Origin of the sequence: Paludibacterium purpuratum, assembly GCF_004363805.1 — a bacterium.
GTDB lineage: Bacteria > Pseudomonadota > Gammaproteobacteria > Burkholderiales > Chromobacteriaceae > Paludibacterium > Paludibacterium purpuratum.
The window spans coordinates 1-13,269 of the sequence record NZ_SNZP01000006.1 but is presented as its reverse complement, the minus strand read 5'-3'; the positions used below and the strand labels follow the sequence as shown (position 1 = coordinate 13,269).

The 13,269-nt window shown below is 60.3% G+C and carries 8 protein-coding genes; 5 read left to right on the top strand and 3 right to left on the bottom strand.

All coding sequences use genetic code 11. From position 1 onward, the window contains the following. Positions 1-24: 24 nt before the first annotated feature. The 3 genes from hrpA to pta all read right to left on the bottom strand — a co-directional run bounded on the left by hrpA (position 25) and on the right by pta (position 7,754). Entirely contained in the window at positions 25-3,936 is a 3,912-nt protein-coding gene (hrpA, locus tag DFP86_RS08235; RefSeq protein WP_133680046.1) for an ATP-dependent RNA helicase HrpA, read from the bottom strand. Between the two features lie 69 nt (positions 3,937-4,005). Then, positions 4,006-5,487, bottom strand: a complete 1,482-nt coding sequence (locus DFP86_RS08230; protein ID WP_133680044.1) for a methyl-accepting chemotaxis protein — start codon at positions 5,485-5,487, stop codon at positions 4,006-4,008. Positions 5,488-5,669: 182 nt separating this feature from the next. Beyond that, entirely contained in the window at positions 5,670-7,754 is a 2,085-nt protein-coding gene (gene pta, locus DFP86_RS08225) for a phosphate acetyltransferase (RefSeq protein ID WP_133680042.1), read from the bottom strand. A gap of 731 nt (positions 7,755-8,485) precedes the next feature. Between pta and DFP86_RS08220 the strand changes: the two genes are divergently transcribed. The 5 genes from DFP86_RS08220 to DFP86_RS08205 are packed head-to-tail and all read left to right on the top strand — an operon-like array spanning position 8,486 to position 13,061. Continuing rightward, positions 8,486-9,595, top strand: a complete 1,110-nt coding sequence (locus tag DFP86_RS08220; RefSeq protein ID WP_133680040.1) for an aromatic ring-hydroxylating oxygenase subunit alpha — start codon at positions 8,486-8,488, stop codon at positions 9,593-9,595. A 59-nt stretch (positions 9,596-9,654) separates the two neighbouring features. Then, positions 9,655-10,233 (top strand): hypothetical protein, encoded by a 579-nt coding sequence (locus DFP86_RS08215; RefSeq protein WP_133680038.1) that lies wholly within the window; start codon positions 9,655-9,657, stop codon positions 10,231-10,233. Between the two features lie 58 nt (positions 10,234-10,291). Further along, positions 10,292-10,639 (top strand): SpoIIAA family protein, encoded by a 348-nt coding sequence (locus DFP86_RS08210; protein WP_133680036.1) that lies wholly within the window; start codon positions 10,292-10,294, stop codon positions 10,637-10,639. Next, positions 10,640-10,816 (top strand): hypothetical protein, encoded by a 177-nt coding sequence (locus DFP86_RS19445; RefSeq protein ID WP_208108267.1) that lies wholly within the window; start codon positions 10,640-10,642, stop codon positions 10,814-10,816. It abuts the gene before it with no gap. Further along, positions 10,767-13,061, top strand: a complete 2,295-nt coding sequence (locus DFP86_RS08205) for a Tex family protein (protein WP_133680034.1) — start codon at positions 10,767-10,769, stop codon at positions 13,059-13,061. Before DFP86_RS19445 ends, DFP86_RS08205 begins: the two co-directional genes overlap by 50 nt. Positions 13,062-13,269 lie beyond the last annotated feature (208 nt).

The window sequence follows — 13,269 nt, the reverse complement described above, 5'->3', positions numbered from 1 at the left end:
TCGCGGCTGGTGCGCAGCCGCGGCTTACTTGATATCGTGCCAGAGCTTCTGCAAGCGCTTGAGCGAAACCGGGTAGGGCGTCTTGAGTTCCTGGGCGAACAACGACACCCGCAGTTCCTCGATCTGCCAACGGAAATCGGCTAGCGCCGGTGAAACCTCGCCTTGTTGCCGGCGTTCGGCGACCTGCGCCTGCCACATGTCCCACAGCTGGCGAATTTCCGCCGCGCGCTGTCCATCGCGCTGCGGGTTGGCCGGCTGCTTGTCCATGCGTAGGCCCATGGCTTTCAGATAGCGCGGCAGATGCGGCAAGTGGCTCCAGGGGGTGGCGGCGAGGAAACCGCGGTAGACCAGTGCATCGAGCTGTAGGCGCAATTCCTGGCTTAGCCGGTGCTTTGCCAGACGCAGCGACAGTGTCTGGTATTCCTGGGCGATCTGCCCGAGATATTGCACTACTGCCTGGCTGACCGCCGGTAACCGGGTACGGGCGCGTGCTTTCTGCTCGTTGAATTGCTTTTCGCTACGCGGCAGCGGATCGTCGCCGATAAAGGCGCGATCGCAGATGGCGGCGATGGCGTCGGCCAACAATTCGTCGGCATTGGCCACTGTGCGCAATTGCAGTGCATTTTGGGTCATGCCCGGCAGACCTTTGCCCATTTGCTTCATCTGCTCCTTCAGTTGTAGCTGGAGCAGGCGGACGACCCCGCCGCGATGGGCGTGCTCGCTGGCGGCCTCGGTGTCGAACAAGCGTAGCGCGATGCGCTCCTGCTCCACCACCAGCGCCGGGTAGCCAGTCAGTTGCTGGCGGCCGCGTGCGAACTGGATCGAGGCCGGCAGATCGCCGAAGTCCCAGCTGGCGACATCGTCGCGCTCGAATTCGGCCGAGGTGTCGCGGAAGGTCAGCTGCGCCGCCTGGCCGAATTGGCGCTGAAGCAGAAGCAGGTCACGGCCGCTACCAAGCTCTTGCTTGCCGTCGTCGATGACGCGGAAGTTGAATAGCAGGTGTGCGGGCAATTCGGCCTGCGCGAAGGCATCGGCACCCGGATGCTCGCGGGTTTCCTTGGCAACGAAGTCCGCCAGTTGGGTGCTCAGCGGTTGTTGTCTGTCGGGTTGCGCATCCAGGAAACGCGTGACGAAGTCCGGCACTGGCACGCAGTTGCGGCGAATCTGCTTGGGCAGTGCCTTGATCAACGCCTGCACCTTCTCGCGCAGCATACCCGGCACCAGCCATTCGAAGCAGGCCGGTTGCAGTCGGTTGATGATCGCCAACGGTACGTCGACCGTCACGCCATCGAGCGGGTGGTTCGGTTCGAAGCGGTATTTCAGGCGCAGCCGGCCGTCAGCGGTTTCCATCCATTCCGGAAATTGGTTCTCGGTGACGTGCTGCGCGGCATGACGCATCAGTTCGTCGCGCGTCAGGAATAGTTTCTTCGGTTCCAGGTGCTCGGCGTCCTTGCGCCAGACTTCGAAGCTGGCGGCGTCCACCACCTCGGCGCCGATACGCTCGTGGTAGAAGCTATACAGTGCCTCTTCGTCCACCAGCACGTCCTGTCGTCGCGACTTGTGCTCCAGTTGCTCCACTTCGCGGATCAAGCGTTGGTTGTGTTGGAAGAACGGCGCTTGGCTAGTGTATTCCATGGCCACCAGCGCGCCGCGGATGAACAACTCGCGAGCCTCGGCAGGCGCGATGCGGCCGTAGCTGACGGGTCGGCGCGGTACCAGCGTCAGGCTGAACAAGGTGACGCGCTCGCTGGCGACCACCTCGCCACGCGCCTTTTCCCAATGCGGGTCGAAGTAGTGGTATTTGACCAGGTGCGGCGCCAGTTTCTCGATCCACTCCGGTTCGATCTTGGCCACCGAGCGCGCATATAGGCGCGAAGTCTCGACCAGTTCGGCCGCTACCAGCCATTTCGGTTTGCTCTTCTTTAATCCAGAGCCGGGGAAGATCAGGAAATGGCTGCCGCGGGCGCCGAGATAGTCGTCGCCCTCGGTCGATTTCATGCCGACATTGCCGATCAGACCGGTCAACAGTGCCTTGTGCAGGTTTTCGTAGGCCACCAGATCCAGCTTTTGCTTAGCCTTTTCCGTCGTTGCTGCGTTTGCCGGTACCGCTTCGGCGCGAAAGCCTAGTTCGCCGGCAATTTCGGCTAGTTGGCCATGCAACTCGCGCCATTCGCGCATGCGCATCCACGACAGGAAGTGGTCATGGCATAGATTGATCAGTTGGCGCGTCGATTTCTTGTGCTTGTGAGCCTCGTCGTAGAAGTCCCACAAGTGCAGGAACGACAGAAAGTCGGATTTGTCGTCGACGAACCGGGTATGCGCGCGCTCCGCCGCATCGCGTGCTTCGAACGGACGCTCGCGTGGATCCTGAATCGACAGGGCCGAGGCGATAATCAACATTTCGCGCACGCAGTGGAAGTCGCGTGCGGCGAGCAACATACGGCCGAGTCGCGGGTCGGTCGGGATGCGCGCCAGTTCTTCGCCGATTTTCGATAGTTCGCCCGACTCGGTGAGCGCGCCCAGCTCGGTCAATACCTGGTAGCCGTCGGCGATCTGGCGCGAGGAGGGGGGCTCGATGAAGGGGAAGGCATCGACTCGGCCGAGCCGCAATGCCGCCATGCGCAGAATGACCGCCGCCAGGTTGGCGCGCAGGATCTCCGGATCGGTGAAGGCCGAGCGCGCGTTGAAATCGTCCTCGCCGTACAGCCGGATGCACACGCCGGCCTCGACCCGTCCGCAACGGCCGGCGCGCTGCCGTGCCGCCGCCTGGGAGATCTTCTCCACCAGCAACTGCTCGATTTTGGCGCGCGGGCTATAGCGCTTGACGCGCGCGAGGCCGGTATCGATGACGTAGCGGATGCCGGGTACGGTCAGCGAGGTTTCCGCCACGTTGGTGGCCAGGACGATGCGCCGACCGCCGCTGGGCCGAAAGATGCGCTGCTGATCCTCGTTGGAGAGCCGGGCGAATAGCGGCAGGATCTCCAGTCCCCGTATGCCGGCCTTGCGCAGCTTCTCGGCGGTCTCGCGGATTTCGCGCTCGCCGGGAAGAAACACCAGGATGTCGCCGCTACCCAGCCGCATCAGCTCTTGCGCCGCCTCGACCACGGCGTCTTCCATCTCCATTTCGCGCTCGTCTTCGTCGCGTTCGGCCAAGGGGCGGTACCGCATTTCCACCGGGTAGAGCCGACCGGAAACCTCAATGACCGGCGCGTTGTCGAAATGGCGCGAAAAGCGGTCGGCATCGATGGTGGCCGAGGTGATGATCACCTTCAGATCGGGTCGGCGCGGCAGCAGTTGCTTGAGATAGCCCAACATGAAATCGATGTTCAGGCTGCGCTCGTGCGCTTCGTCGATGATGATGGTGTCGTAGGCTTCCAGTTGGCGATCGGTCTGGGTTTCTGCCAACAGAATGCCGTCGGTCATCAGCTTGATGACACTTTTTTCCGATAGTTGGTCGGTGAAACGCACTTTGAAACCGACATGCTCGCCAAGCGGCGAGCCCAACTCCTGGGCGATGCGCGTGGCAACCGAGCGCGCCGCCAGCCGCCGCGGCTGGGTATGGCCGATCAAACCGTGCACGCCGCGCCCCAGGGTCAGGCAGATCTTCGGGATCTGAGTGGTCTTGCCCGAGCCGGTTTCGCCGCACACGATCACGACCTGGTGCCGGTCGATGGCGTTGCGGATGTCTTCGAGCTTCTGGTTGACCGGCAGGCTGTCGTCGAAGGTCGGGGTGGGCAGATGCGCGCGTCTGGCCGCCACGCGCGCTTGCGAGCGGGCGATCTGGGCCTCGATCTGTGCGATCGACCGATCGGCCGGCTGTCCCTTGCGCGCACGCGCCTCGGCTTCGCGCAACTTGGCCGACAAGGGCCGGCGGTCGCGGATCAGGCAGTCTGCCAAGGCGGTTTTGAGGGCGTGCAAGGAGGAGTCGGATTTCATTGTGCTGCCGGTCGTCGCAATCAAAAGCGGCAATTATAACACTGCCGCTTTGCTCGCTTCCGGCGCATTTCAGGCCGCTGCGCCGGAGAATTGGCGCATCGATTGCCCCAGTTCGGCCATCAGCCCGTCCAGTTTCTGAATCGCCTCGGCAATGGTGTGGACTTCGTGGGTCAACACGCGGGTGGATTCGCCCACGGCGGTGATGTCGTTGGCGAATTGACCGAAGCCTTGGTTTTGCTTGGCTTCGGCGGTGGCGACCTCGCTCAGGATGCCCGCCAGTTCGCGCGTATCGCGGATGATGTCGCCCAGCTGCTGCTGCGCCGAGCTGCTGTTTTCCTGTCCGGCCTGCATCTGCCGGCTGCCGTCGCGCATCGCATCGATGGCTTGGCTGGTGCCATCGACGATCATTTTGATTTTCTGTTCCACACCCTCGGTCGCCTGCTGGGTGCGTTCGGCCAGCTTGCGCACTTCATCGGCCACCACGGCAAAACCGCGTCCGGACTCGCCTGCGCGTGCCGCCTCGATGGCTGCGTTGAGCGCCAGCAGATTGGTCTGGTCGGCGATGTCGCGGATCAATTGGACGATGCTGCTGATTTCGACGCTGCGTTGGCCCAGTTCTTCCAGTCGCTGGGCGGCGTTGGTGATGACCCGGGAGGCTTGATCGAGTTGGCCGACTGCTTGATCCATGGCCAGGCCGCCTTTATTGGCCTGTTCCCCAGTGCTTTGGGCCATGTTGGTGGCGGAGTGCGACTGCTCGGTATTCTGACTGGTCACCACCGCCATCTGCTGTGCCACCACCACCATGTCTTCGGCCCGTTCACGCTGATCGGTCATGGTCTGTGCCATCTTACGCGTCGCTTGGGCGATCTCGCGGCTGGCACTGGAGGCATCGTGGATCGAACGGGTGACCTGCTCGAGCATGGACTTGATCGCCAGGCTAGCTTCCTCCGCTTGGTTTCGGGCCTCGTCGAGCTTGGCAAAGCTTTGCACCTTGGCCTTATCGTAGGACATGGCCAGCACCAGCACCATCAGGGTCAGACCGGCCAGCGACTTGGCTTGCAGCGTCGGTACCAAACTACGGTCGATCGGTACTGTCGGTAGCCAGCCCGCCTGGCCGGACAGCAGGAAGAACATGCCGATGGCAGCGAGTGCCAGTAGCGTCCAGACCACGCCCGAACGTCTACCGCTGACGAAGATCGAGGTGAAGGGGATCGATGCGAACCAGACGATGCTGGTCGACATGATGCCGCCGTTGACATAGACCATCCAGCACACCATGCAGAACATGGCGCCGATGATGAATTCGGCGGTAAAGCGCAGGGCGCCGGTCAACTTGAGAATCAGCGGGCCGGACAACAGCGCCATTCCGCCGCTGACGATCCCCCAGGCCATGGTCGGATGGTTGAGTTTGAAGTATTCGATGGCGAACAGTGGCGCGATGATCCCGGCCAACAGTGCCACGCCCACCACGGTGCGCGCCTTGATCGATTGCTCGGGGGATTGCCGGATCGATTCCGGAATGAACCATGCGGTGAGGGTGGATGCTGCCATCGATCGATTACTCCTGGATTGGCTATTGCGGTTTGCGGTATCCCAATTGAATATATTTTTTTGCAGACTTTAAAACAAATGTTTGCTTGAATCAATGGCCAAATCATGCGATGTGCATGTTTCCAAACGCAAAAAAGCCCCTGTCGAAACAGGGGCTTTAGCGGACGGAAAGAGAAGTGCGCTTACTTTTGTCCCGCTTGCAAGGCCGTCAGGGCGATGGTGTAGACGATATCGTCGACCAGGGCGCCGCGCGACAGGTCGTTGACCGGCTTGCGCAGGCCTTGCAGCATCGGGCCGACGCTGATGACGTTGGCCGAACGCTGAACCGCCTTGTAGGTGGTGTTGCCGGTGTTCAGGTCGGGGAAGATGAACACGGTGGCGCGGCCGGCGACTTCGCTGCCCGGCGCTTTCTGGCGTCCGACGCTTTCGACCGAGGCGGCGTCGTATTGCATCGGGCCGTCGATAATCAGATCCGGGCGCTTCTCGCGGGCGATACGCGTGGCTTCGCGCACCTTTTCCACATCGCTGCCGCTACCCGAGCTGCCGGTGGAGTAGGAGATCATCGCCACGCGCGGTTCGATGCCGAAGGCCTTGGCCGAGTCGGCGGACTGGATGGCGATATCGGCCAATTCTTCCGGGTTCGGATCGGGGTTGACCGCGCAGTCGCCGTAGACCAACACCTGTTCCGGCATCAACATGAAGAACACGCTGGATACCAGACGAGCTTCCGGTGCGGTCTTGATCAATTGCAGCGCGGGCCGGATGGTGTTTGCGGTGGTGTGCACGGCGCCGGAGACCAGGCCGTCGACTTCGTCGAGCGCCAGCATCATGGTGCCGAGTACCACGTTGTCTTCCAGTTGCTGCTCGGCCATCGGCGCGTTCAGCCCCTTGTTCTTGCGCAGTTCGACCATCGGCGGCACGTAGCGGCTGCGGATCTGGTTCGGGTCGAGAATTTCCAGCGAAGCCGGCAGCACGATGCCCTGGTTGTCGGCGATACGCTGGATCTCGATCGGGTCGCCCAGCAGCACGCAGCGGGCGATGTGCTTTTCGTGGCAGATGGCGGCGGCACGGATGGTGCGCGGCTCGTTGCCCTCGGGCAGCACGATGCGCTTGTTGGCCTGACGGGCCTTCTCGCGCAGTTGGTAGCGGAAGGCCGGCGGCGGCAGGCGCGCTTCGTGCGGTTCGCCGACGAACTGCTTGAGCTTGGCGGCATCCAGGTTTTCCGCGATATGCTCGATGACCCGTTCCATACGCTCGGTGTCGTCCTCCGGCACGGCCTTGCCCATCTGGGTCAGGATGCTGCTGGTCTCGAAGGTGTTGAGCGCGCTGATCATTACCGGCAGGTCGCTGGTAAAGGCGTGGTGACACAATTGCTGGATGCGGGGGTCGGGCTGCGAATCGCAGGTGTACAGCAGGCCGGCCAGCGGCACGCCGTTCATGCTGGCCATGGCGGTTGCCAGGATCACATCCTCCCGGTCGCCGCTGGTGATCACCAGCGCGCCCGGTTTGAGCAGATGAATGAAATTCGGCGCCGTACGCAGGGTGACGACGATCGAGTTGACGCGACGCTCGCTGATTTTGCCAGGGTGCATGATGGTCGCGTTGAGATGGCGTGCCATGTCGAGCGTCCGAGGAGCCAGCAGCGAGTGTTGATCCGGAATGACGCCCAGAATCGGCAAGCCGATATCCTGCGCCCATTTGCTACCGGCCAGCACTTGTTGGCGTACCGCCTCGACATCGCGCTTGTGACTTTCGCGGTTGAGAATCACACCGGCAATTTGGCCGCCGTGTCCGCCGAAGGACTGGACGCTCAGGTCGATCTGTTCGGCGATCTCATTGTCGCTAAGCTGGCCTACCGAGCCGACCAGAATGGTTTGCGCTTCGAGGTTGCGAGCGATCTTGGTATTAAGGAAGGTCGAGAAGACATGCTTCTGGTCGGGCACCAGGCCTTCGACCACCACGACGTCGACATTTTGGTTGGCGACCTTGCGATACAGACTGACGATTTCTTCCATCAACTGATCGACTTGGCCTTGGCCCAACAGTTTTTCCACATGCTCCATCGGGATCGGTTGCGGCGCGTCTGCGCGGCAGATGGCACGAGCAAAGTGGGTGGAACGCTCGGTTTCCTTGTCGTTGTTGCCTTGAGCGATCGGCTTGACGAAGCCGACCGACAGCCCGGCTTGTTCCAGCGAGCGGATCATGCCCAGCGAGACGGAGGTCAAACCGACATCGAAACCGATGGGGGCCAAAAAGAATGTATGCATTGTTCGGGTCCTTGAAGCCGGGTCGCCGCTTGGGCGAGCCTGTACGATCATCAACGCTTTGCTGCCCTATGTGGCCAAGACTCGTGCGGGCTCAATTCCCTGAATATCAGGTGGATCGGGTCGAATTCCGCCTGCCCGGACGAATCTTAAAAAAACCATTTGGCAAATGTGGTTTTAAGCCGTGTCGCTCGCGTCGAGTCGGGGGCTAAATGTCGCTGCCAGGCCCCGTTCGATGTTGCGATGCAGTATAACGCATCCGCCGAGTGCCTTCTCCCCGATGGTTTGACATGCAGCCCGCTCGCGCTGAACGAGTGCACTATTTACGCCTATGGCGCCTTGCTGTGCAGTGGTGGCGGCGCATGATTCTCTTGAGATTGATGCACATCAAGAGGCTGCGTATGTTGTGTTGCACAAAAGTTCCAATGTGGAAAATTGCCAAATCACTAATGTTTTTACGATTTGTGAAAGCGAAAAAAAGATAACCTATTGATGGAGTATGGGTTTTTGCTGCTCTTTTTGTGCTTAAATTGTGGTTTGGCAAAAATTTTTGGCATATGGGCCACGTTTTCTTGTTTTTTACAGCAAACTGCTTGCCCTTTGGGTGAAGTCGAGCCAGAATTCAACCCCTGGCCCGTCATATGGCCTTCATTCTGATTTGTAGCGTTCCGTAAACTCGTTTTAGGCGAGATTCGGCTGGTCTTATACTTCTTTATCCTGGAGGTGTGGGAATAATGTCTGATCTGGCTTCTTCGCAGCTGTTGCAACCGGCTGCTGCCCAGCTTCCCATTAATACTTATTTCGATCCCGCCATTCATCGACTGGAGCTGGAGCGATTGTTTGCCGATGCCCCTGTTTATTATGGGCACGAGCTGATGGTGCCTGAAGAAGGCGACTATCACACCATCGAGTGGCTCGATCACGGCAAAATGCTCAAGCGCGCAGGCGGCGAGGTGCTGTTGTTGTCCAATGTTTGTCGCCATCGTCAGGCGCGCATTTACCAGGGCCGTGGTAACGGCAATCACGTGGTGTGCAACCTGCACGGTTGGACCTATGACAACCATGGGCAACTGATCGGCGCCCCGTTGTTTCCGGAAACGCCCTGCCTCAATCTGGGGCAGACGCCGCTGGTCTCCTGGCACGGTATGCTGTTCGATGCCAAGCGTAATGTGCGCCAGGATCTGGAGCGGCTCGGCGTTGCCAAGTACATGGACTTCGCGGGCTTCGCCTACCACAGCACTCACGTCACCGAGTACGACTTCAACTGGAAAACCTTCATCGAAGTGTATTCCGAGGATTATCACGTCGACCCGTTCCATCCGGGGCTTGGTAATTTCGTCGATTGCGGCGACTTGAAGTGGGAGTGGGGTAGCCAATACCACGTCCAATCGGTTGGGATTAAGAACCGCTTGAGCCGGCCTGGTTCCAAGGTGTATGGCGAGTGGCACAAGGAAGTGTTGCGCCGCTACGCCGACCAGTGTCCGGAGTTCGGCGCGTTGTGGCTGACGTACTACCCGAACATTATGGTCGAGTGGTACCCGCATTCGTTGGTCATTAGCGTGGTTCTACCGCGCGGCCCGGAAAAATGCTCCGTCGTTACCGAGTTCTTCTACCCGGAAGAAGTGATCTATTTCGAGCCCGAATTCATCGAAGCCGAGCAAGCCGCCTATTTCGAGACAGCCAAGGAGGACGACGAGATCTGCTATCGCATGCATCACGGACGCCGCGCCTTGTGGCTCGACGGTCGAAACGAGACAGGGCCGTATCAGTCGCCGACGGAGGAGGGGATGCGGCACTTCCACGAGTTCTATCGCCGAAAGATGGGCGACTTGCCGCTGGCCTGACGCCGGCTTTGCGTGCACAATGAAAAGGCGTGGGTTTCCACGCCTTTTTTGTTGATGCAATGACCTGGTATACGCGTTTTATTACGGCCTCATTCTTGCTGGTGTCACTCGCCGTCTCTGCGGCCCCGCCTCCCGTGGTAGTGCAGCATGCCGCACGCTCTTCGGTTTCCTATCTCTACACCGATGTCGTCAGTGGGGTACAGTTGACTGTGCCGACAGGGTGGCGTGTACGCGCGGAAACCTTCAACGGTATGCGCCAACTGCGAGTGGTGCCACCCAAAGCCGACCAGCGCGAACGTGCCGCCATCGATGTGACGGTGCGTCTGCGTTCATGGCGTCAAGGCGAGACACTGGCCGGGCTCGCGGCCCAATTCCGGACTCAGGACGGTGATCGCGAGGCGGCGCAAACCATGCACTACTTGCCCAAGGCCGGCAGGCTGGTGTTGGATTATCGCGAGGGGCGCTATGTTTCCGGCCGGTTGTGGATCGTGCGGCGCAACTTGCACATCTTCCAGCGCAAGGATCGTAAAAAAGTCCTTGAGATGCGTTGCGCGGCCAATGCATCCGAATACAAGGGTTATCGCAAGAATTTGGCGTTGCTTTGTTATTCGGCGCAGTTCGTTAAACCGCGAACCTGACGCCAATTGGCTTTGAAGCTAGAATGAAATAACTGGGTTGATATTCAGGAGCTGACAAATGATCTCGATTCGTGAGCAGTCGTACGGACTGGATGTGGCGTTGTTCAACGAGTTCACCCTGGCCGATTTCAAGCTGTTCGAGGAGGCCTTGCTCAAGCGCACGGCGGAGATCGGTCATCCCCATGTGTTGCTCGATTTATCCGAACTGAAGGACTTTACCCTGGACATGGCGCTTGAGGAACTGCGCTTCGTGCGTGCCCATGATAAGGATTTCGGCCGGGTGGCGGTCGTGGTTAGCGATGTTTGGATTAAGCTGGCGGCTCATCTCGCCGGGCTCATGACGCGCGGTCACTCGCAATATTTCGACGATAGTGCGGTGGCGCAAGCCTGGTTGATGGCATCCTAGGTGTTTGACGTAGTGCGTTTTTTTAAGGCCGGCATGTCCGGCCTTTTTGTCGTGCCCGATAAGCTGCTTGATTTTGTTTCCCAACCGGCTACAGTAACGCCTTCCCCAAAAACACAAGATATTGCCGATGTTGCCAAGTATTGCCAGCCGGATCGCGGCAGAATTGCAGGTGCGTGAAAATCAGGTGGCCGCCACGGTCGAATTGCTCGATGGTGGCGCCACGGTGCCGTTTGTCGCTCGTTATCGTAAGGAAGTGACCGGCGGCCTCGACGATACTCAATTGCGCAAGCTGGATGAACGCTTGACCTATCTGCGCGAACTGGACGAGCGGCGCGAGGCGATCCTGCGATCGATTGCCGAACAGGATAAATTGACGCCGGCATTGCGGCAGGCCATTTTTGCCGCCGATAACAAGACCACCCTCGAAGACCTGTATCTACCCTATAAGCCCAAGCGTCGCACTAAGGCGCAGATCGCCCGCGAAGCCGGCCTGCAACCGTTGGCCGAAATGCTGTTGGCCGACTCTTCGCTTGAACCCGAAGCGACTGCGGCAGCCTATGTGGACGAAAGCCGCGGCGTGGCCGATGTCCGTGCGGCGCTCGACGGAGCGCGCGCTATTCTGATCGAAACCTTTGCCGAGGATGCCGACTTGCTCGGCACTTTGCGCGAGAAGCTGTGGTGCGAAGGCGAGATGGCGGCGGAGGTCGTGTCGGGCAAGGAGGGGGAGGGTGCCAAATTCTCCGACTACTTCCAGCATCGCGAGGCTTTGCACGCCATGCCGTCGCATCGCGCTTTGGCGTTGCTGCGCGGGCGCAATGAAGGTGTGTTGCAGTTGACGATCAAGTATCAGCCGGACGAGACGCCGCTGACCGAGCGTAGCGCCTACGAACGTCTGATGGCGGAGCGCTTTGCTGTGGCCGACCGTGGCAGGCCGGCGGATAAATGGCTGTTGGATTCGATTCGTCTGTGTTGGCGCGCGCGCGTGTTCCTTTCTTTAGAGTTGGAACTGATGTCCCGCCTCAAGGAGGCTGCCGAGGCAGAGGCCATCAAGGTGTTTGCCGGCAATTTGCGCGACCTGCTGTTGGCGGCGCCGGCTGGCCGGCGCGTCACCATCGGCCTGGATCCGGGTTTGCGCACGGGGGTCAAGGTGGCGGCGGTCGACGATACCGGTAAGCTGCTGGAAACGGCGACCATCTATCCACATGCGCCGCGCAACGATTGGGACCGCTCGATCGCCGAGCTTGCAAAAATGGCGGCTCGGCATCGCGCAGAGCTGCTGGCCATCGGTAACGGCACCGCCAGTCGCGAAACCGATAAGCTGGCGCAAGCGCTGATTCGGCAGCATCCGGAGCTTGGGTTGACTAGCGTGATGGTGTCCGAGGCGGGGGCCTCGGTCTATTCGGCCTCCGAGTTGGCTGCGGGGGAGTTTCCGGGGTTGGATGTCAGTCTGCGCGGAGCGGTGTCGATCGCCCGTCGTTTGCAAGATCCGCTGGCCGAATTGGTGAAAATCGACCCCAAATCCATCGGCGTTGGTCAGTATCAGCACGATGTGCACCAGGGGCAACTGGCGCGCGCGCTGGATGGCGTGGTGGAGGATTGTGTCAATGCGGTCGGCGTGGATGTCAATACGGCATCGGCCCCGTTGTTGACTCGCGTGTCCGGCCTGAATCAGACCTTGGCCGGTAATATCGTGGCGTACCGCGACCAGTACGGCGCTTTTCGCGCCAGAGGCGATCTCAAGCGCGTGCCTCGGCTGGGGGATAAAACCTTTGAGCAAGCGGCTGGCTTTCTGCGCATCATGGATGGCACTAATCCGCTCGATGGCTCGGCGGTTCACCCCGAGGCTTATCCGGTGGTGGAAAAGATCGTGGCCCGGTCGGGGCGCGATATGCGCGGCGTGATTGGCGATAGCGCATTTTTGCGTGGGTTGCGACCGGTGGATTTCGCCGACGAACGTTTTGGCCTGCCGACCGTGGTGGATATCCTAAAGGAACTCGACAAACCGGGGCGCGATCCTCGGCCGGAGTTCCGCACTGCGACCTTCCAGGAAGGAGTGGAGTCGTTGTCCGACCTAATGCCCGGAATGCAATTGGAGGGCGTGGTGACCAACGTCACCAATTTTGGCGCCTTCGTCGATATCGGGGTGCATCAGGATGGCTTGGTGCATATCTCGGCATTGTCGAAGCGTTATGTGGAAGATCCGCGAGCGGTGGTCAAGGCCGGCGATGTGGTCAAGGTCAAGGTGTTGGAGGTGGATGTGGCGCGCAAGCGCATTGCCCTGACCATGCGTCTGGATGACGAGGTGGGTGCGCGCGCGACGCCGCGCGGTGGCGAGAGCGCTAAATCGCGTCAACGGACGCAATCGAGTGCCCCGGCGTCGGATACCGCCATGGCGGCCGCGTTTGCCCGCTTGCGTAAATAGCGCCGGCTGGGCGCTGTGGGGCGGATTTTGCAGCTGGTGTAGGAAAGTGCTTGACCGGCTGGATCCGCCTCTGTATAGTTCACCTCCTTCGCTGCAGCAACAAACGCAGCACCGCTCTTTAACAAACAGAACAACCGATAGGTGTGAGTGCCGGGAAGAGCCGACACTTGCACTGCAAGAGACAGAAAGTAACCTTCGGGTTTCTTCG